The sequence below is a fragment of the Arthrobacter sp. 10L430 genome (genome assembly GCF_056395245.1).
The window spans coordinates 151,504-171,869 of record NZ_JBFTJD010000004.1 but is presented as its reverse complement, the minus strand read 5'-3'; the positions used below and the strand labels follow the sequence as shown (position 1 = coordinate 171,869).

17 protein-coding genes are annotated in these 20,366 nt (G+C 67.1%); 6 read left to right on the top strand and 11 right to left on the bottom strand.

Translation table 11 applies throughout. The features are described from left to right. The first annotated feature begins 69 nt into the window (after positions 1-69). Positions 70-2,259: a multicopper oxidase family protein gene (locus AC1DDG_RS06190; protein ID WP_476875358.1), complete on the top strand. Its 2,190-nt coding sequence runs from the start codon at positions 70-72 to the stop codon at positions 2,257-2,259. Positions 2,260-2,361: 102 nt separating this feature from the next. Here the strand turns inward: AC1DDG_RS06190 and paaK are convergent, their stop codons facing one another. From paaK to AC1DDG_RS06170, 4 genes are read right to left on the bottom strand one after another with little or no spacing between them, the layout of a single operon-like run. Beyond that, positions 2,362-3,732 carry a phenylacetate--CoA ligase PaaK gene (gene paaK / locus AC1DDG_RS06185; protein ID WP_230119475.1) on the bottom strand — a complete coding sequence of 457 codons (1,371 nt, stop codon included), beginning with the start codon at positions 3,730-3,732 and terminating at the stop codon, positions 2,362-2,364. Positions 3,733-3,734: 2 nt separating this feature from the next. Beyond that, positions 3,735-4,232 carry a hotdog fold thioesterase gene (locus AC1DDG_RS06180; protein WP_476875357.1) on the bottom strand — a complete coding sequence of 166 codons (498 nt, stop codon included), beginning with the start codon at positions 4,230-4,232 and terminating at the stop codon, positions 3,735-3,737. A 36-nt stretch (positions 4,233-4,268) separates the two neighbouring features. Continuing rightward, a complete protein-coding gene (locus tag AC1DDG_RS06175) occupies positions 4,269-5,192 on the bottom strand; it encodes a CPBP family glutamic-type intramembrane protease (protein ID WP_476875356.1) in 924 nt (307 codons plus the stop codon). Further along, positions 5,170-6,072: a lysostaphin resistance A-like protein gene (locus AC1DDG_RS06170; protein WP_476875355.1), complete on the bottom strand. Its 903-nt coding sequence runs from the start codon at positions 6,070-6,072 to the stop codon at positions 5,170-5,172. Before AC1DDG_RS06170 ends, AC1DDG_RS06175 begins: the two co-directional genes overlap by 23 nt. Before the next feature lie 209 nt (positions 6,073-6,281). On the opposite strand from AC1DDG_RS06170, the gene pta reads away from it, so the two are divergent. The 3 genes from pta (at position 6,282) to AC1DDG_RS06155 (ending at position 10,302) form a co-directional block, all read left to right on the top strand. Continuing rightward, the gene (gene pta / locus AC1DDG_RS06165; RefSeq protein ID WP_476875354.1) at positions 6,282-8,396 is read left to right on the top strand and encodes a phosphate acetyltransferase; all 2,115 of its coding nucleotides are present in this window, start codon (positions 6,282-6,284) and stop codon (positions 8,394-8,396) included. Between the two features lie 8 nt (positions 8,397-8,404). Further along, on the top strand, positions 8,405-9,562 hold the full coding sequence (locus tag AC1DDG_RS06160) for an acetate kinase (protein WP_476875353.1): 1,158 nt from the start codon (positions 8,405-8,407) through the stop codon (positions 9,560-9,562). A gap of 113 nt (positions 9,563-9,675) precedes the next feature. Further along, positions 9,676-10,302, top strand: coding sequence for a GNAT family N-acetyltransferase (locus AC1DDG_RS06155; protein WP_476875352.1), 627 nt, complete (start codon positions 9,676-9,678; stop codon positions 10,300-10,302). Here AC1DDG_RS06155 and AC1DDG_RS06150 read toward each other — a convergent pair. The 3 genes from AC1DDG_RS06150 to AC1DDG_RS06140 are packed head-to-tail and all read right to left on the bottom strand — an operon-like array spanning position 10,262 to position 13,287. Beyond that, positions 10,262-11,797 carry a putative bifunctional diguanylate cyclase/phosphodiesterase gene (locus tag AC1DDG_RS06150; RefSeq protein WP_476875351.1) on the bottom strand — a complete coding sequence of 512 codons (1,536 nt, stop codon included), beginning with the start codon at positions 11,795-11,797 and terminating at the stop codon, positions 10,262-10,264. The genes AC1DDG_RS06155 and AC1DDG_RS06150 overlap by 41 nt on opposite strands. 8 nt (positions 11,798-11,805) lie before the next feature. Continuing rightward, positions 11,806-12,231: a DUF7793 family protein gene (locus tag AC1DDG_RS06145; protein WP_476875350.1), complete on the bottom strand. Its 426-nt coding sequence runs from the start codon at positions 12,229-12,231 to the stop codon at positions 11,806-11,808. Beyond that, positions 12,232-13,287: a tetratricopeptide repeat protein gene (locus AC1DDG_RS06140; protein ID WP_476875349.1), complete on the bottom strand. Its 1,056-nt coding sequence runs from the start codon at positions 13,285-13,287 to the stop codon at positions 12,232-12,234. Positions 13,288-13,488: 201 nt separating this feature from the next. On the opposite strand from AC1DDG_RS06140, the gene AC1DDG_RS06135 reads away from it, so the two are divergent. Then, positions 13,489-13,647 carry a hypothetical protein gene (locus AC1DDG_RS06135; protein ID WP_230119464.1) on the top strand — a complete coding sequence of 53 codons (159 nt, stop codon included), beginning with the start codon at positions 13,489-13,491 and terminating at the stop codon, positions 13,645-13,647. 82 nt (positions 13,648-13,729) lie between these two features. Here AC1DDG_RS06135 and AC1DDG_RS06130 read toward each other — a convergent pair whose 3' ends face one another. Continuing rightward, positions 13,730-15,376, bottom strand: a complete 1,647-nt coding sequence (locus AC1DDG_RS06130) for an ATP-binding response regulator (RefSeq protein WP_476875348.1) — start codon at positions 15,374-15,376, stop codon at positions 13,730-13,732. Positions 15,377-15,518: 142 nt separating this feature from the next. On the opposite strand from AC1DDG_RS06130, the gene AC1DDG_RS06125 reads away from it, so the two are divergent. After that, a complete protein-coding gene (locus tag AC1DDG_RS06125) occupies positions 15,519-15,893 on the top strand; it encodes a SpoIIAA family protein (protein WP_476875347.1) in 375 nt (124 codons plus the stop codon). A 120-nt stretch (positions 15,894-16,013) separates the two neighbouring features. On the opposite strand, the gene AC1DDG_RS06120 is transcribed toward AC1DDG_RS06125, so the two are convergent. The 3 genes from AC1DDG_RS06120 to AC1DDG_RS06110 form a co-directional block, all read right to left on the bottom strand. Further along, entirely contained in the window at positions 16,014-16,817 is an 804-nt protein-coding gene (locus tag AC1DDG_RS06120) for a class I SAM-dependent methyltransferase (protein WP_476875346.1), read from the bottom strand. A 189-nt stretch (positions 16,818-17,006) separates the two neighbouring features. Then, entirely contained in the window at positions 17,007-19,583 is a 2,577-nt protein-coding gene (locus tag AC1DDG_RS06115; RefSeq protein WP_476875345.1) for a hypothetical protein, read from the bottom strand. A 7-nt stretch (positions 19,584-19,590) separates the two neighbouring features. Then, on the bottom strand, positions 19,591-20,346 hold the full coding sequence (locus AC1DDG_RS06110) for a peptidoglycan-binding protein (protein ID WP_476875409.1): 756 nt from the start codon (positions 20,344-20,346) through the stop codon (positions 19,591-19,593). Positions 20,347-20,366 lie beyond the last annotated feature (20 nt).

The window sequence follows — 20,366 nt, the reverse complement described above, 5'->3', positions numbered from 1 at the left end:
CTCGTAACCACACATGACGACCGGGGCGGCTGAGTTGGGTTGCGCCCCCACGCCAAGGAGGCGCAGACCATGTCTGAAGAATCTGCAAACACCCGCGGGCTCGCACGCCGCGCACTTCTCCGCTTAGGTGCCGCCGGAGGAGCCGGAGCGGCACTCGTGGCCGCACAGGCCTGGGCCAGTCCGCTGCTGGCCCGGAGGGGACTGCTTTCGGCTGACGGCGCCTTCGCCGCCACGTCCACAGCGCTTGGTGACGTAATTTTCTACATTGAAAAGTTCCCCACGAGCCCGCTGATCATCTCGCCGTTCAGCGACCCGCTGCCGATCCCGAAGGCGCTGGCCCCGGTCCCGAAATCGGTGTTCACCGCCTGGCGAAATCCGCCGGGACCGGGACCGGGCCAGCAGAACTCCTTGCGCAATGAGCAGCACCAGGTCTGGCCGAGCCAATTCGGCGAGCCGGACCCGATCGTCTACAAGATCGACGTGCTGGTTCGGACTCACGCGTTCACCGCGTCCCAAGTCCTGCCGATTGACTCGGACGGCCGCCCGACGGTCTCGTTCGATTCATCCCGCAGGACCTTCCCCGCGGGCACCAAACGGACCTTGCCGCTCAGCACGATCTACAGCTTCAACGGGACCTTTCCGGGGCCCATGATCAACGCGGAATACGGCAGGCCGGTCCTTGTCCGCTTCGAGAACCACCTTGATGAGAACCCGCTGAACCTGGACCGCCAGGACTTCGGTTCCCCGGACTTGTCCTTCCTGACCCACCTGCACAACGGCCACACCGCGCCGGAGAGCGACGGCAACCCGCACTACTCGATGGTGTCCGGGCCGCGGCACCCAGGCTTCAGGCCGCAGATGTTCGTCGACAACCTGTACCTGAACCGGCCGGCCGGCAATGATGACCGCGAAAAGCAGAGTTTCTTCTGGTTCCACGACCACACGATGGACCACACGGGCTCGAACGTGTACAAGGGCTTGGTGGGCCTGTACCCCATCTATGACCCGAAGAACGGCACGGACATGGGGGACGAGCGGCGGGGACTGCGGCTGCCCGGGGTCCGCACGAACAAACCGGACGGGTCCTTCGACGTCAAATACGACATCCCGCTCGCCTTCTACGACTGCCGGCTCGACGACGGCGTGACCACGCACAAGGACATCCACGATGTGCAGGGCGAGTTCCCGGCCGCGAAGAACCCGGCGAAGCACCCGGAGTGGTGGGGCAAGACCTTCTACAAGCACTTCCCCAGTCACGGGTTTGTGGGCGACATCTTCACCGTCAACGGCACGGCCAGCCCGGTGATGGAAGTGAAGCGGCGCAAGTACCGTTTCCGGTTCCTGGACGCCTCCATTGCGCGGATCTACGAGTTCAAACTGATGAGCTCCACCAAGGGACCCAAGTCGTCGGCGTCGCTTGGCTACGAGGATGACGAGCTACAGGGCCAGTACCGGATCCCGGACGCGCAGCAGTGCATGGAGTTCACCCAGATTGCCTCCGACGGCGGGCTCCTGCCGTTCCCGGTCAAGCGCAGCTCCTTCGAGCTGTGGCCCGCGAAGCGCCGCGAGGTGGTCATCGATTTCAGCCGCTACCAGGACGGCACGCCCACCACCAAAGGCGACGTCATCTACCTGACCAACGTCATGAAGATGCCCAACGGGCGGATGTGGTCCAACTCGTCCCGGTTCGCGCCCGACCCGAACTACAAGGTCCCGGTGCTCAAGTTCGTGATCGGTGACGATGCGCCGGATGACAGCGTTATTCCGACCAAGATGCGTGACCTACCGCCGCTGCCGAGCAACTGGCAGACCATGCTGGATAACCGGCTGATCTTCGAGGTGAAGCGCGGCAGCGCGGGCGGGGAGACCGAGTGGCTCATCAACGGCACGCCCTTCGACCCTGCCAGGGTGGCGACGAGCCTGAAGAACAGGGCGGGCCGTTCGCCCCTGGCCCAGCAAAAGAAGGGCAGCTTCAACCTTTGGGAGGTCCGCAACGGCGGCGGCGGCTGGGTGCACCCGTTCCACCTGCACATGGAGGAGCACCGGACGGTCATGCGCAATGGCAAGGACGTGACCCGTGCAGGAGATCCAGGACATCCCGATGACGCCTCGAAGGAAGACCTGACAGCGCTTGATCCTGGCGAGTCGGTGATCATCTACCGGGGATTCCGGGACTTCACCGGGCCATACGTGGCGCACTGCCACAACCTGGCGCACGAGGACCACGCCATGATGTTCGGCTGGGAGATCACACCCTGAGGGCCGCCTGCCGCCGGCGGTAAACCGCTCGGCCGGGGTTCGTCGCGCAGACGGGCCCCGGGTACCGGGGACGGATGCATGCTAGCCGGGCAGCACGGAGGCTTACCCCTTCGGGCGCATGTCGTAAATCCGGCGCAGCTTGCCGTTCGAACGCTCCAGCGAACCCGGATCCACCACGGCCACCGTGCACGAAGAACCCACATGGATCTTGATCTGCTCGCGCAGGACGCGGGCCGCCGTCGTGCTTTGCTCCGTGGTGACGTTGTCGCGGCGCTCAATCTTCACGGTCAGCTGGTCCATGCGCTGGCCCTCGGGGCGCGTCAGTTCCAGCTGGAAGTGCGGGCTGAGCTCGGGGATGCGCAGGGCGATTTCCTCGATCTGGGACGGGAACAGGTTCACGCCGCGGAGGATGATCATGTCGTCGCTACGGCCCGTGATGCGGCCCATCCTTCGGTGTCCCGGGCGGGCAGTGCCGGGGAGCAGGCGGGTGAGGTCCTTGGTGCGGTACCGGATGATCGGCAGCGCTTCCTTGGTGAGCGAGGTGAAGACGAGTTCGCCGTGCTCGCCGTCGCCAAGTACATTCTCCTTGCCGGGCGCGGGGTTGAAGGGGTCGATGATTTCCGGACGGAAGTGGTCCTCCCAGATATGGCTGCCGTCCTGCGTCTCCACGCATTCACCGGCCACGCCCGGGCCCATGACCTCCGAGAGCCCGTAGATGTCACAGGCCTTGATGTTCATGGCGACTTCCAGTTCGTGCCGCATCTCCTGCGTCCACGGTTCCGCACCGAGCACGGCATACTTCAGTGAGGTCGAGGTGGGGTCGATGCCCATGTGCGCCATGGCGTCTGCGATGGTGAGCAGGTACGTGGGCGTGGCCAGGATGACATCCGGCTCAAAGTCCTGGATGAGCTGGATCTGGCGCTCGGTCTGCCCGCCGGACATCGGAATGACGGTGCAGCCGAGGGCTTCGGCGCCGGCGTGCGCGCCCAGGCCGCCGGTGAAGAGGCCGTAGCCGTAGGCATTGTGGACCTTCATGCCTGGCCGGACGCCGGAGGCGCGGAGGCAGCGGGCCACGAGCTTGGCCCAGTCGGCCAGGTCCTTCTTGGTGTAGCCGACGACGGTGGGCCGGCCGGTGGTGCCCGAGCTTGCGTGCACGCGGGCCACTTCGCTCTGCGGCACGGCGAACATGCCGAACGGGTACTCCTGGCGCAGGTCCTCCTTGGTGGTGAAGGGGAAGTTGCCGAGGTCTGACAGTTCGCGGAGGTCCGTGGGGTGGATGCCGGCGTCGTCGAACTTGCGCTTGTACAGCGGCACGCGGTCGTAGGCGTACGCCACGGTGTGCTGCAGGCGGCCGAGCTGGAGCGCTTCGATCTGGTCCCGGGACATGGTCTCTTCGGGGTCGAGGACAGCGTCAGTTGCGGACACCGCGGCCGTGGAGGAAGCGGCGTTGGGTTCAGTGGCGTGGAGGGTCATGGTTAATTCCTCTTCTTGGGGATGGTGCGGCTGCGCCCGCGGAACTCGGCAATGAGCTCGCCCGGCAGCGGGGAGCCGGGATCGGCGGCGAAGATCTGGATGTCGTACAGTCCGCTGCGGCCCGCGATGGAGCGGCGGTCGGCGACGGCGGTGATCACCTGGCCCTGGAAGGCCGGCTTGAGGAAATTGATATCGACGCCGGACGCAACAGTGATGCTGTCCGCTGCGGCGCCGGCTGTGCCGGCTGTGTTGGCGGGTGTCCCAGCGGAGCTTGGGGCCGGGGTGGCAGGGTTGCAGGCGAGGGCAAAGGCGGAGTCCGCGAAGGCGAAGATCATTCCGCCGTGCGCCATGCCGAAGCCGTTGAGCATTTCCTGCCGGAGCGTCATGCGGATGGTCGCATGACCGTCGCCCAGGGCAAGGACCTCAATGCCCATCCACTCAGAGGCGTAGTCGTTTTCAAGAACCGGGTGGGTTAGCCCGGAAATGGTTGTTCCAGCCATGCGTCATTGCCTCCAGCTTTATTTACCGAATGTTCATTAGGTAATCCCATGGGAGGCCTCCGTGTCAAGAGTGCGGACCAGTCGGGAGGGCCCCGCATAGGCGATAACCACGAGTGCGGCAAGGACATGGAGCAGCGCCAGAGTCCACCAGAGCGTGAGGTAATGGGGACCTGCCAGGGCCGGCAGCACCAGCGCGCCGGACGTATTGAACGCGGCATGGAAGACCATGCAGAGCGGCACGCCTCCAGGGCCGGCTGAGTAGCCCGGCTCCGTCGTGAGACGGGTTTTGCTGGAGGACGTGCTGTTGTAGATCCATGTCAGCAGCACGGACTGGGCGATCACCATGAGCAGAAACGGAAGAGGCGGGCGCTGCCCGGTAGGGTCGGACACGAGCTCCGGCAGATGCCAGGCCGCCCACACGGCGCCGAGGAGTAGAGCTGCGGCGAGGGCGGTGTGGTTCCGCTGCATCAGGGGAAGGGCGTAGCCGCGCCAGCCCAGCTCCTCGAAGAGGCCCACGATCACCAGAGTCGACGCGAAGGTGCCGATCAGCATGAACCAGCCCGGATTCGGCGCAAAGCCCGGGATCGGCGCGCCGCCGGCCACAGTTAGTGCTGCCGCGGCCACCACCAGCAGGCACGGCAGTCCCAGCGCCACCACGTACCAGCGCCCGGGCACTCGCCAGCCCGCCAGTCGCCACAGGAGGCGCAGCAGGCCGTCTTTTCCCCCGGAGACGACGGCCACCAGGACAGCAGCAAGCGCGGGTCCGAACGGGACAAGCGGGGAGCTCTCGGGATTAAGCAGGGTCAGCGGCCACGCCCACCACGAAATGACGAAGGCCAGCACGAAGAAAAGCCTGAGCCGCCGGCGGGCCGGCCAGGAGCGCCGGCTGTTCAATGCTCGCCAGGCCTGCCCGGCAAACCGGGCCGGTCCGTGCCCGTTAGCTTGCGGGAGGTGAGCCACGACCGGCCTCCTCCGGTGGCTTCCGCGCGGCCTCGGGCGGGGGCTGAAGTGTTCGTTTGCGCGGGCCTTGTGCGGGGCGCTTCGCACGGAAGCCGCGGAGCGCCGCCAGTACCCCGAGCAGGACGGCCACGGCGGCAATCTGCTGCCATTCGCCGTCGAACACGTACAGCTTGGCCGACGCCGAGGCGTTGAAGGACGCGTGCAGCAGCCCCACGATCAGCAGGCTGCCACCCGTCCCCACGTACGCCATGCCCAGCAGAGCGCGGAAGAACGGGGCGAACAGGAACAGCACCGCCCAGTAGGCCGCCGCGTCGGCCCAGGGTGTGCCCGCGAAACCCTTTTCGGCGAAGGCGAAGGGGACGTGAATGAGGGCGAACGGGAAGGCGGTGAGCAGGGCGGAGACGATCAGTCCGTGCCGCTCCATCAGCCGGCGCTGCACCACGCCAGTCCACGCCAGCTCCTCCCAGATATTGCCGAGGAAGGCCCCGGTGACCACGGTGTTCAACAGATAGCTGCCTACCAGCGGCGCCCAGCCGTCGGCGGGCTGGTGGAAGGTTCCGGTGGCCGCGGCAATCAGCATGGTCAGCGCGGGAAGGGCAAGCAGCGCCGCCACGTACCAGCCGGCACGCACCCGCCATCGGACGGCCTGACGGAACAGGGTGCGGACGCCCGGCCTGCCGTCAGCCGCTGCAGTGACGAGGACGGCAGTGCCCAGCAGGATCAGCAGTTCCGCGAGGATTCCCGGGAGGATGTTCCCGATCAGCACGATGGACCCTATCTGGGCGGCCCAGGAGAGCGTGATGGCGATGACCAGGAAGGCCGTCACGGGATGCCGATTGATGAGGGACGCGGGAGCAGCGCGGGGACCAGGAGAGTTCATCAGCAGTACTGTCATTCGGAATCGCCGGTTATGAAGGAGCCTCGCGGCGCTGGCCCGCCCGGGGTCCTGAAATTGCGTGTGCACGCCGACGTGGCAATCAACACCATGTGGCCACCAACACCATTGTCTGCTCCCGAAAGCGCGGGAACAAGTGAAAGTATGGAAGGCAGTACGCCCCACGCAGGACCTTCCAACCAGAGGACTTGATCATGGCCAAAGGGATTTATGTCAGTGCGACCACCCCGGGTTCGGGCAAGTCGCTCATAGCGCTGGGCCTGGCGGACACTCTCCACCGGCACGCGGACCGGATTGGTTTCTTCAAGCCCGTGGTCCACGGCGACGACCCCGGTGCGGATCCCATGGTGGCGCTCATGAAGTCCCGCTTCAACCTCGACGACCAGCGCTGCCGCGGCGGCCTGACCTTCGCAGAAGTCCGCGGCCTGCTCGCCGAGGGCAAGCGCGAGGACATCGATGCCCGCTGCGTGGAGATCTTCGCCGAGATGGGCCGGCATTGCGACGTGATCATCGTGGAGGGGACGGACCTCACAGGCCACGACGCCGCCGTCGAATTCGACCTCAACGCACGCCTCGCCAACAATCTCGCCGCCCCCATGGTTGCCGTGGTGGGCGCAAAGGGGCGGAGCGCCGCGGAGGCGGCGGCCGCCGTCGACGTTGCCCGCAAGGAGTTGGCGGCGGAGAACTGCTCCCTGTTGGCCATCATGGTGAACCGCGCGGATCCGGCGGCCGTGGACGCGATCGCTGCCGCCGTGAAGCGCGGCGCGTCCGGCCGGCCGGTGTATATCTTCCCGGAGCTCGATGACATCGCCCGGCCCACCACCGGCGAAGTGGGCGCCGCGCTGGGGATCCGGCAGATCGCCGGCCGTGCGGACATGGAGCGCGACGTCAGGGACGTGAAGGTCGCCGCCATGAACGTGGGCAACTTCCTGAACGTGCTGGACGACGGCGCGCTGGTGATCGTGCCGGGGGACCGGGCGGACGTGATGGTGGCCTGCCTGGCGTCGTCGTTCTCCCCGGAATTCCCGGTGCCGTCCGGGCTGATCCTCACCGGCGGCCTGGCCCCGGATGCCAACATCTACCCCCTGCTTGCGTCGGCGCCGTTCCCGGTGTTCGCCACGACGGACGACACCTACACCACTGCCCGCCGCGTGTCCGAGGTTCGCAGCGAGATCTGGAGCGGGCACCGCCGGAAGGTGGCCTCGGCACTGGGCCTGTGGTCCCGTCGGGTGGATGAAGCCGAGATCCTTGAACGGCTGCACCTGCCCCGGGCGGAACGCATGACGCCCCTCCGGTTCCTGCACGACCTCATCGAGCGGGCCAGGTCCCAGCGCCGCCACATTGTCCTCCCAGAGGGCAAGGATGTGCGCATCCTGCGGGCCGCCGAGATCCTGCACCGCCGGGACGTCTGCGACCTCACGCTGCTGGGCCGCGAAGCCGACATCCGGGAGCTTGCGGCCAGCCGGGGCATCGACTTGTCCGGCATCAACATCGTGGACCCGGCCACCTCGGACCTCCGCCAGGAGTTCGCCGCCAAGTACGCGGAACTGCGGGCTCACAAGGGCGTTGACCTGGCCCGTGCCCTGGAGGTCATGCAGGACGAAAGCTACTTCGGCACCATGATGGTCCAGCTGGGTGTGGTGGACGGCATGGTCTCCGGCGCGGCGCACACCACGGCGCACACCATCCGGCCTGCGCTGGAGTTCGTGAAGACCCGGGACGGCGTGAAGATCGTCTCCTCGGTGTTCCTCATGCTCATGGCGGACCGCGTGCTGGTGTACGGCGACTGCGCCGTGAACCCTGACCCCAACGTGGAGCAGTTGGCGGACATCGCGCTTGCCTCGGCCGAGACGGCGGCCCAGTTCGGCGTCGAGCCGCGGGTGGCCATGCTGTCCTACTCCACCGGCGGCTCCGGGTCCGGCGAGGCGGTGGAGGAAGTACGGCAGGCCACCGAACTGGTCCGCGACCGCCGCCCGGACCTCGCCGTCGAAGGTCCCATCCAGTACGACGCCGCCGTGGACGCCGCGATCGCCGAGTCCAAGATGCCGGGCTCGTCCGTCGCCGGGCAGGCCACAGTGTTCATCTTCCCCGACCTCAACACCGGCAACAACACGTACAAGGCGGTCCAGCAGAGCTCCGGTGCTGTCGCCGTCGGGCCCGTCCTGCAGGGTCTGCGGAAGCCGGTCAACGACCTGTCCCGCGGCTGCACGGTGGAGGACATCGTGAACACGGTGGCCATCACGGCGATCCAGGCCCAGACGCCCGAACGTACAGCAGAAACCGTCCCGTCCGCAGCAGCCAAGGCTTAGGAGGCCCCATGCTCGTGCTCGTCATCAACTCCGGCTCGTCCTCGCTCAAGTACCAGGTGCGCGACGTCGCCGCCGGCAGCATCCTCACCGAGGGGCTGATCGAGAGGATCGGGATGTCCAACGGCGGCCAGGGCGACGGCGAGGTGGTGGGCCCGGCGGACCACGCCGAGGCCTTGGAGCAGGTGGATGCGGCCATCCACGGGGTGCTCGGTGACCGTGCGCTGGACGCCGTGGGGCACCGGGTGGTGCACGGCGGGGAGCGGTTCGGCGAGCCGGTGCTGATCGACAACGAGATTACCCGCGCCATCGAGCGGCTCAACCCGCTGGCCCCGCTGCACAACCCCGCCAACGTGCTCGGCATCCGCGCCATCGCCAAGAAATGGCCGGACATGCCGCAGGTGGCCGTGTTCGACACCGCCTTCCACCGCAGCCTGCCCGAGCACGCCTGGCGCTACGCCGTGCCGGACGAGCTCTACACCAACCACGGCATCCGCCGCTACGGCTTCCACGGCACCTCGCACGAATACGTCACACACCAGGCCGCCGCGCTGCTGGATGTTCCGGTGGACGAGTTCGACGGCGTGATCGCCCACCTCGGCAACGGCGCCTCGGTCACCGCGATCCGGGGCGGCAAGTCCGTGGACACGTCCATGGGTTTCACGCCCCTGGAAGGCCTCGTGATGGGCACCCGCTCGGGCGACCTGGACCCCTCCATCCTGGTGTTCTTGGCCCGCACCGGCTGGAATGCCGAGGATCTCGACTCCATGCTCAACCGCGAATCCGGGCTCAAGGGCCTGGCCGGGAACAACGACATGCGCTCGGTGGTGGAAGCCTCCGAAGCCGGCGATGCCAAGGCCGCCATGGCGCTCGCGGTCACGTCCTACAGGCTGGCCAAGTACATCGGCGGCTACCACGTGGCCGTGGGCGGAGCGAAGGCCCTCGTGTTCACTGCGGGGATCGGCGAGAACTCGCACCAATTCCGTGCCCTCGTGGGGGAGCGGCTGGGCGCGCTGGGCATCCAGCTCGACGCCGGGCTGAACAGCGAGCGGTCCAAGGAACCGCGGGTGATTTCCACCGCCGCTTCGGCCATCCCCGTGCTCGTGGTCCCCACGGACGAGGAGCGCGCGATCGCAGAGGCCACGGCCGCCGCCGTATCCGCCGCTTGAGCCCGGCGCAGTCCGCCGGCCGCAACCATTTGCCAAAAGTGGCCGCTTGGCGGGCTCCGAAAACGCCCACGTTTGGCCAATGACCTACTCCGGATGGGGCGTACCCTCGAACCATGCCTGACATCCGCCTGCCCATCCTCACCGAGCGGCTGATCCTTCGCCGGTTCGAGGCCTCGGACCTGGACGCCTTCCACGCCTACCAGTCGCTGCCGGAAACCGCGCGGTTCCTGCTGCGGGAGGCCAAAACCTACACGCAATCCATGGAGACCCTTGGCCGGTACGCCAACTTCGTCTTCGAGAAGGAGGGCGACTGGATCTGCCTTGCCGTTGATTCCCAGGACGATGCCGGCCTGCTCGGCGAGGTGGTGCTCAAGTGGCTGCCGGGCGTGGGGCAGGCCGAGATCGGCTGGATCATGGCCCCGGAGGCCCGTGGCCAGGGGTATGCCACCGAAGCCGCCCAGGCGTTGCTCAAACTCGGCTTCGGGGAACTCGGGTTCCACCGGATCGATGCGAAACTGGACGCGCTTAACACCGGGTCTGCGGGGATCTGCGAACGGCTGGGGATGCGGCTCGAAGCCACCCTCGTGGACAACTGGCACTACAAGGGAGCCTGGTCCACCGAGCTGATCTACGCCGTTCTCGAGGACGACTGGGCCAGCCGCAACGGCGAAACGGCGCCTGGGGAGCAGCCCATGCAAATTACGCGGGCCAGACGTCCTGCTGGGCCAGCCGCTCGGTGAATGCGGCCTCGGGCAGCGGGCGGCTGAAGTAGTAGCCCTGCCCGCTGATGCAGCCGGTGCTCCTCAGGTGCTCGGCCTGTGCCGCGTTCTCGACACCCTCCCACACGGCTTCGAGCCCGCAGGCCCGAATGAGCTGGAGGATGGCCGCGATCAGTGCAGGCTGGGCGGGGTCGCTGCCCAGGGCGGTGAGAAGGGTCCGGTCCACCTTGACCCGGTCCACCGGCAGCCGGCGCAGGTAGCTGATGGAGGAATAGCCGGTGCCGAAGTCGTCGATCTCGAGGCCCACGCCGAGCTTGCGGAGGCTGGCCAGCGTGTAGCGGTCGAGTTCGTTGCCCTGGATGATGGCGCTCTCTGTCAGTTCCAGGACCAGCAGCCCGGGATCCAGCCCGCTTGAAGTGAGGGCGTCACGGACGTCTTCGATGAACTCGAGGCGCTGGAGGTCGGCGGCAGAGATATTGATCCGCATGGAGAAGTCGTGCCGGCTGGTTTCGGGAGCTTTCCGCCAGCGCCGCAGCTGCTCCACCGACGCCTTGAGCACCCAGTTGCCCAGATCGGAGATCAGACCCGTTTCTTCGGCGATGGGGATGAACTCGTCCGGCATGATGAGGCCGCGCGTGGGATGCTGCCAGCGGACCAGGGCCTCAACGCCCTCGATCCGGCCGGTGGCAAGTTCGATGACCGGCTGGTAGAACAGCACCAGCTGCGAGCCGGAGATGGCTGCGCGCAATTCCCCCACCAGCTGGTTCCGGAGCTGCCGGGCGTGCAGCATGGCGGGCTCGAACACCCGCAGTTTGTTGCGGCCGTCCGCTTTGGAGGCGTACATCGCGATATCGGCCTCCACCAGGAGCTGCTCGGACGTCTCTCCGCGGTCGGCAATCCGTAGGCCCAGGCTCGCCCCGCACCGGATGCTCTTGCCGTCCACGTCCATGGTTCCGTTCAGGGAATCCAGGATCCTGTTGCCCACAGAAGCGGCCTGGGCGGGGGTGGTGGCGGGAAGGAGGACCGCAAATTCGTCGCCGCCCAAGCGGGCCACCATGTCGCCGTCACGGACGCACGCGCGGATCCGCGACGCTACACCGGCCAGCACCTTGTCGCCCATCGAGTGGCCCAGCGAGTCATTGATACTTTTGAAGGCATCAAGGTCCAGCAGCAGCAGCGCGGGCGGCAGGCCGCCGTCGGACGCTTCCGCCTGGGCCTCGTTAACGGCGCTGACCAGCGCGGAGCGGTTGTAGAGTCCCGTCAGGGGATCGGTGAGGGCCATATGCTGGAGCTCCCGATGCGCCGCGTTGAGCATCCGGGTGCGTGATTCCACCCGTTGCTCCAGCTCCTGATAGATGATCTGGAGGTCCTCGGCGAGCAGGTTGGTGCCCATGATCACGGCATCGAGCTCGTCCCTCGCCTCGGAAATTTCAATGCGCGAATGGAGCTCTCCCGAGGCGAGGCGGACGATACCGTCCAGGAGCTGCCCCAGCCGGGGATCGGCGTTACTAAACATCGCCGCCATTACGCCTTGTCCATGCGGGCCAACCAGTGGAGGGCTTCGTGGTCCGAGGTGAAGTACTTTGCCCGGGCAGACCCGAATTCGGCGCCGAGCAGGAAATGCCCCAGCAGCCGGTCCACCGGAGATTCGCCGACGATCGCCCAGGCAGACACTGAAGAAATGGCCGCGTAGGCCGCACGCGCGTCGCGGCTCACGGACGCAACCCCGGTTACGTGAAGGACGACAGCGACCCGACGGTCCCCGGCAAGGTCACCGAGCTGCTCGCGCAACTGGGCGGCTGCCGTCTCGTCCAGGTCCGCACCGGAGGGCAGCACGGCCTTGACGGCCAGCTCAGGCAACACGGTGCAGACGACGCAGGCCACAGGCAGTACGTCCGCCGCGGCCGGCATCTCCGGCACTGCACCGGGAACCATGGTTGCTTCTGACACTTACCCCCCCTGAAGAAACCTCGGCTGACGTCTGATGGAAGCGAGATAATCCCGCACCATGGCGCTCCGCTCCGTCGCGGCAGCCGTATCGAACAGCGTAACCGCCTCGTCAAGGATCTGCAGGGATTCGGTGTCGTTTCCCTGGGCCATCATGGCCTTGCCCAGGACGAACGACGCCTCCGCCGCCGTCTGGCTGGCGAGGACGGGGAACTTGTCGCGGAGGGGCGCCAGGATGTTGATCGCGGAATCCATGTCGCCGGTGAGGTAGTACCAGTGGGCACGGACCAGGGACATCTCCAGCATGTCGCGCTCGCTGCCGCCCACTACTTCCGTGGCAAGTTCGGCGCGTTCGATGCAGCGGAGGGTGGCGGCATTGCTGAGCTGGGCGTGAAGGCGCATTTCCGCGGAGCCGCGGTTGAAACGGGCCCAGAGGTCCACGTCGCGGGAAGGGGAGAGCCTTTCGGCTGCGAGGTCGTGGTATTCGCTGCCCTCGGTGACCCGGTTGGTGAGGAAGGCGACGTTGCCGATCACCCAGTAGGCCTTGCCCGCGGTGTCGTCGTCCACGTGGTCGGTGAGCAGCGATTTCAGGTCCAGGCACTCGCGCCACGCTGCGTCCAGCCGGCCGCTTTCGGCGAGGGCGGCGATGAGCGCCTGCTGGGCCTGGATGTGCAGGTACACGTTTTCAAAGTCCCCGGCCACCAGGCCGGCAGCTACGGCGGCAGCGTCGACCGCCTCCGGAAGGCGGCCCAGTCCCTGCAGCGAATGCGCCAGCAGTATGTTGGCACGGGCGCCGAGATCGGGTGCGGACGCGGCCACCGGATGTGCGGCGATCGTTGCCGCCAGTTGCTGGCATTCCTGGATGGAACCTTGGTCCCGCAGGCATTCGACCTGCAGCAGTACCATCTTCCACCAGCGGTGGTCATCGCCGGATTCGAGTGCCAGGGCCGCGGCCTGCCCGGCCTGGGCGTATCCGGCGCTGTAGTCCCGGCGCTTCCAGCTCTCGCGGGCCTCAAGCTCGGCAATCACGAAGGGCGATAAATCTCGAGACATCGGCATGCTGACAATTATCCATGGACCGCGCGTTACGCCGACGTGCGCGCCACTTCAAGTGAGCTTGTTACGCTGCGGGCGGATTCATTAAGCGATTGGTTTTGCCTTAGAAAATCGTGCCTAGAAAAACCTTGCAAAAACTTGAGGAAGGAACCGTATACTTCCCCCGTAACCAGTAATGCACTTCACAAATGAAAGGATCAGCGGATGAAGAAAATTGCCGCAACACTTCTTATGACCGGCATCCTGGCAGTTGCAGGCTTCGCTGCTCCTGCCAATGCTGCACCAAAGAAGGACACCACCACCACGTCCGCGCCTTCGAAGTCAGAGGTCACCTACGCATCGATCGGCTGGTGGCCCAACTAAGGTTGGTGCATAACTTAGCGCGATATGAAACTGCCCCGGGCCTGCTGGTCCGGGGCAGTTTCTACGTAGGACAGTGTGGCCTCTAAGGCCCTGCGGCCGGCAGGTGGACGGACACGGTGGTGCCTGCACCCAGGGAAGACGCCAGCTCCAGCGATCCGCCGTGGCGGTGCACGATGTCGTGGGCGATTGCCAGGCCCAGCCCGCTGCCCGGTACAGCGGCTGAGGAGGCGTTGGACGCCCGGTAGAAACGCGTAAACACCTGGCCTATTTCCTGTTCCGGAATTCCGACGCCGGTGTCCGTGATCCGCACTGCGGCGGAGGGATTTCCGTCCCCCGGCGGGTCCAGCATGACGCTGATACTGATCCGGCCGCCGTCGGGCGTGAATTTGATGGCGTTAGCCACGATGTTCGTGAAGACCTGCTCGAGCTGCGCCTCGTCCGCCTGGATCTTCACATCCTCGTGGGAATCAGCGCCGGTGATAACCACGTTGCGCGATTCAGCCAGCGGTCGCAGGGCGGCAACCACGATCCGCAGCACCTGTCCCAGCTCCACCTGCTTGAGGTTCAGGTGCCCGGATCCGTCCTGCTGCGAGACGGTGAGCATGTCCTCGATCAGCCGCCTGAGCCGGTTGGAATTCCGCGAGATGACTTCCATCATCGACTCGATGCCGGCCGGCACCGGGCCGCCGGCGCCATCGCGAATCATGTCGAGGTAGGCGGTGATGGACGTCAGCGGGGTCCGGAGTTCGTGGTTGACGGTGGCCAGAAAGTCCGTTTTGGCTTTGTCCAGTTCCCGGAGCTGCTGCAGCACCTGGACCTGCGCACTGATCAGGTGGCCCTGGATGAGGCTGTGGGCGAGGTTTCCCGCGACGTGCTGGATGAGGGCGATCTCAGCCCTGGTCCATTCGCGAGGGGCGTCCACCTGCGCGATCCAGATGATGCCGAGCGCCGAGTCGCCGTCGCCCACGGGAACCACCACGGAGGCGCGGCCGGAGACGAGCTCGGACCAGCCGTGGAGTCCCTCTGTGAGCGGGAAGGTTGGTTCTGCCTGATGATCCGCCACCGCCAGCACATCAGCCTCGGACCAAAGGCTGGTGGCCAGGTCACGGGCCGCGTCCTCGTAGGAGCCGAGCGAGTCCGGAAGCCGGGGAAACCCGGGCCTGCACCACTGGGCGCTGATACGGGGCACGCGCGAATCGTGGAAGGTGGTGAACCAGACGTGGTCCGCGCCGAGGGACTCGCCGAAACCCCGGACCAGGTGACCGGCCATCTGCTGCGGGCTGTTGGTGCCGCGGATGGCAGCGGAAACGTTTCGAAGGCTCTCGCGGAGGAACTCCGCATGGGCGCGTATCCTCCGGCGCTCGCGGGCACGGCCGATCAGGGTTTCCACCCGGTGGGTCAGTTCCTGCGCGCCGGCGTCGCGGGAGATGTAATCGGCGATGCCCCACGGCTCCAGCCGCGCCAGGTCGAAGTCGTCTGCGAGGTCCACCAGGAGCAGCACGGGAGTTCCCTCCCAGATGAATTCGCTAGCCAGTGCAGTATCAAGAAGCACGACGGCGGCATGGTTCCGTTCCAGCTCCACGGCGAGGGACCCGCCGTCGGACGCTGCATGGACGGTGAAACCGGCCGCGGTGAGGACGTTGCCCGTGGCCGCCAATCGGTCCGCCTCGGGTATTGCAACCACGGCTATGCGCGGTGCGGAAAGACTCTCCGCCGGTGCCTGAACCACTTTGCCCCCTGTGTTGCGCGTCGCCAGCGTGCGGCTACCCGTGATTTTGGACTCACATTATCAGCCCCCGGACCGCGTTGGCCGTGAACGCGTTGGCCTGTAGCTTGATACTGTCCCATCAGCCACCGCGGAGGTCTAGATTGTGAATGCCGAAGGCAGCGGCCGGAACACGCTGTTCGATCTGATCCTGGACGCCGAGGGGCTGCTGCGGCTCACGTGGGCCAGGGGTGCCAGCATCACCGAAGCGGATGCGGAGTCCGCCATGGAGGACGTCAATGCCCTCTGTGGCTCCGGCCGCCACCCGATGCTCGTGGACATGGCCACCACCGCCGAGGTCAGCCGGGGAGCGAGGGCCGTGTTCGGGCGTCCGTGCCAGGCCTCGAGGATTGCACTGCTCGGATCCTCGCCCGTGGACAGGGTGATCGCCAACTTCATTCTCGGCATCAACAAGCTCCCGTGCCCCACGAGGTTCTTCACGTCGGAGCGCGACGCCCTGGCCTGGCTGAAGGTCGTTTAGCCTCACCGATTGGGCCTGGACCTCGACCTCGACCTGGGCCTGGGCCTGGGCCTGGACCTGGACCTGGGTGGCTGGACGGCCGGCCCGGCGGCCGGCCCGGCGGCGGCGTGGCGCGTGGATTCAGCGGGCCTGGAGCACCGAGAAGTATCCCGGGATCTGTTCGGGCTGGGCGGATGTCAGCGGTCGGGTTTCAATGACGGCGGGACCGTCCTCCACCACGTCCCACAGTGACTCTGGAAATGCCCGCAGGCGCTGAGCGGCGCCGAAACGTCCGGGCATCGGCAGGCCGCAGATGGCATCCCTCAGAGGCGCAGGGATGAACTGCCGGGTGGCGCCAAGGTGGCTGACGTACTCGACGGCGTTGCCCCGGAAGTCTGTTTCGGCCAGGAATACGCGCCCGCGTTTCCCCAGCAGCGGGTGCAGTTGTTCAGCCAGAGCAGCCTGGTCCCGGCGCTTCAGCACGTGCAGGACGCCGCGGATGAAGACGTTCGCCTCACCGGACACTCCGGCCGCGGTCAGGGCTGCGTTCACTGAGCGCGCCGCCCCGGGAGCCGTCATGTCTGCGGTGATGAAGGAGATCCGTTCCAGTCCCTCGGATTCGGCCCGCGCCTTGGCCACGGCATTGGCGGACACATCCACGCCAAGAACATGGGGGAAGTGGGCAGCCAGCCGGCGGCTAAACGTCCCGTTGCCGCAGCCGACGTCCACGATGGGAAGGTCCGGATTCATTTGCCGCTTCAGGTGTTCCAGGTAGCCCTGCAGTTCGTGGTCGTCGCCGGAGTCCCACAGCACGTCGCCCCGGGCTCCGGTGGTGCGGACCTTGCCCCAGTACTGGTCCCAGGCAGCCTGCGGATCCTTGGGCGCCGCGGACGACAGCCTCACCAGTTTGGGAATCAGCAGGTATTTTTTCAACGCCGAGAGCATCGTCCAAATATATGGTGTGCCGGGCGTATGTCTGGCGCGGCGCCCGGCTTCAGGCCTCCGCTCGTGTCCGATTTGCCGGAAATGGCCGCTTGGCTACCGGGGCAAGCGGCCATTTCCGGCAATCGGGAGGTTGGCAGGTTCAAGAAGGGCATCCACGGAGCACCGGATCGGCAGAATTGCAGAGCGGGTTTAGGGGGCGGATTGGGCGGGAGCGCTTGTTGCCGGCACCGTGGCCGTCGGGACTGGATCCGCCGGGGCCGGGGCCGGGGCGGGAGCCGGAGGCGCCGTATTCGCCGGCCCCGGTGCAGCGGGTCCAGCGGGTGCAGCTGGTGCAGCGGACTCGGCCGGGACTGGCGCGGCCGGGTCAGCGGACTGCGTCCCGGAACCCGCCGTCCCCGAACCCGCCGGTGCCGGTGTCGGACCCGGTGTTGATGATCGAGGCGAGGGAACCTGCGATTGCCCGCTTCCCGCCGTCGGCGACGGGCCCGGCGACGGGCTGGTGGCGGCGCCCGGTTTGGACGGGGACGCGCTGGGGTCGTTCCGGATGATGTCCATGATCTGTTCCTTGTAGGCGTCGAGCCGCGACTGGATCTCGGACAGGGGAACGTCCTGCAGGGTGCGGCCGAACTCCGCGATTTCCTGCCACAGGGCGCTGAGCCTGGTCATGCCGTCAGCGCTCAGGGGGCCGTCGAGGGTCAGGACCAGTTGACTGGCCAAGGCATAGGTGAGGCACCGGACGCAGTTATAGTTGGCGGCCGCCGAGAGGTTTTCGGGGACCACCACGTCCGCCTGCCCCACGATCAGCACCACCTGGAAGCCAACAGCCACCGCCGCGCAGTCCGCGCAACTGGCGAAGGCGTAGGCCTCATTGCGCGTATCCACCGGCCCGTCTTCCGCCCACACGAGGGCGAAGGCGACGTCGTACGTCACGGAACCGTCGGCGGTGTTCACGGCCAGCGCCTGGTTGCCGTCCTCTTCCGGGGCCGCCGGCTTGCCGAACGGGAAGGCCCATGACGGCGCCGGGGCCGCACCGCCGGGTGCCGCACCGTGGTCCGGCTGGTCCGCTGTGTTCGGACCGGAAGATTGGCCCTGCCGCGGAACGAGCACCATGCTGAGCTGCGGCTTGCCGCGGGTGGGCAACGGGGTTCCTTCAGGCCACAGCGCGACCGTCCGGCCCGGCCGCCCCTCCTGAAGGGCAGCGTCTCCGCCGGAAAGCGCGGGATAGATGGCGGCTGTCGCGTCGAACAGCGTCCCGCGTTCGTACGGCTGCACCGGACGGTACGCGTCGGGCGCGGGCCACCACGCCCAGGCCAGGCCGGCCAGAACGGCAACGACGGCGGCCATGGCAGTGCCGCGCCGCAGCGGCCTTCCGCTGGTCTTCTTCCACAGCCCCACGCCAAGCTGCCGAACGAGGCGCACCAGCATGTAGCCGATGCCCAGCACGGGAAGGGCGACGACGGCAATCGCCAGGACGCGCACGGCTGCGTCGGCCAAGTTGCCGCTCGAAAGGCTGCCAGTGAGCATGGCCTGCTGGTGCTGCAGGCTCGCCCACACCGTGCCCAGCAGGCGCGGAAGGGAGGCCACCATGAGCACCGTGCTGCCCAGCAGGAGCGGGACGGTCACCAGCACCCAAGCGGTGATGACGGCCCGTGCCCAGGGCTTCAGGGCCTGCGCCTCCGGTTCAGGCTTTCGCCAGTTCCACGGCAGCAGGGCCTGCAGCGTGGGCCTGATGCGCTGGAACAGGTCCGGCACGCCTGTGGCATCGGCCAGGATGTGGTAACCGTCGAAGCGGACCAGGGGCATCAGCTGGCGGACCATCTGCAGGATTTGTGTGAGCACCACCAGCAGCAGCGCATCGTAGCGGGTAGCCCACCAGATGCCCACGATGGCTACCGCCACGATTGCGTTGAAGTACAGTCCGCCGATGTCAGTGCGCAGCCGGCCGCCGCGTCCCAGGCGGTAGGAATCCGTGACGTCCGTGTAGAAGGCCGGCCAGACGAGGTACAGACCCGCGCCCATGGCGCCCGGCGTCGCTCCGCCGCGGCGGGCAGCGGCCGCATGACCGAATTCGTGGAAGCCCGCGGACAGGATGGTGACGGCGAGGATGAGCAGCAGGAGCCCCGGGTTGGCGAAGGCATTGTGAGTGGCCGAGGCGAGGCCCTTGACCATGAGGACCCACCAGCAGGAGGCCAGGAAAGCCACAGCAACGGCTGCCACGATCAGCGGGTGGAAGAGGGCGGCGAACGGCGCTGTCAGCTTCCGCGTCCGCTCCGGATCGGTGACCGTATACCGGAACCGCATGCCCAAAAGGGGATCCGACTTCCGGACCTCAGGCTGGGAACCGTCGGCGAGCCGCAGCAGCCCCAGCGGCAGCAACTGGCCCTCGAGCAGCGTCCGAACGTTGTCGGCGCTGACCAGTTTCCCGAATCGGGCACTGGCATACTCCGCGATCTCCCCGGAGTCGCGCTCGCCGTCGACAGCTTCCAGCACGAGGAACAACAGACGCGTCAGCTGGATGGTTTGGCCGTCGGACCGCCGGACCAGGCACGGTGCTTCCCGGTAGCCGGAGCCCATGGCCTCGCCGATCAGCTGGATGCCGTCCGCGCGGACAGGCACCCCACGAGGACGGGTGTCGACGGCGGCTGGCGCGCCAGGCGCGCCTGATGGCCGCCTGCCCGGCCCCGGAACCGACGTCGGACTTGCTGCGGACGCAGGAGAAACCGGCGGGCCGTCCGGGTTGGACGGCCCGCCGGACACAGTGCTCATCCGGGAACTACTGCTGGAGATCGGACTGCTGGTCCGCAGAGGCAGCTGCCGAACCGTCGATGTTCTGCGTGATGATGGCGTCCTGCTGCGACACGGCGGTGGCATCGCTGTCGATGGACCCGATGTTGGCTGCCACCGCGGCATCGATCGGGGCGGCCACATTGGCGTTGGCAGCCACGGCTCCGTTGATGGGAGCGGCAATGTCGGCATCGGCTGCGAGGTCCACGTTGACGTTCAGCAGGTCGCCGTCCAGTGCCGACGAGGGATCCGCAGGAAGGGCGCCGACATCCGGAACGGTGCCGTCCGGAACGGTGCCGTCCGGAACGGTGCCAGCCGGGACCGCGCCGTCGAGAACTTCGCCGCCGTCAACCGTGTTCGGGCCGGTGGTTGCGGGGGCGCCGCCGTCGAGTGTTTCGGAGCCGCTGCTGTCAGGGGTCCCGCCGTCGACACTCTCGGGGCCCTGGCCGATGGTGCTGTCCTGGACGGAGTCGGCCGTGGCGTCGGCAGTGATTCCCTGGTCGATGATGACCCCCTGGTCGGCAAGAGCCTGAGACTCGGAGCCGAACGAGAGGATGTTCGCGGATGCCGCGGCGTCGATCGGGGCGGCGACGTTGGCGTTGGCGGCCACCGCGAGGTCGATCGGCGCTGCCGCGTTGATGCCCAGATCAAGGTCGGCGTTGAGGTCCAACACGGACGCGACTTCCTTGTCCGGCAGGGCCGTTCCCGCCTGGGCCAGGAGTTCGTCATCGGAAAGCGGCGTCATTCCCTGTTCGTTGCTCACGC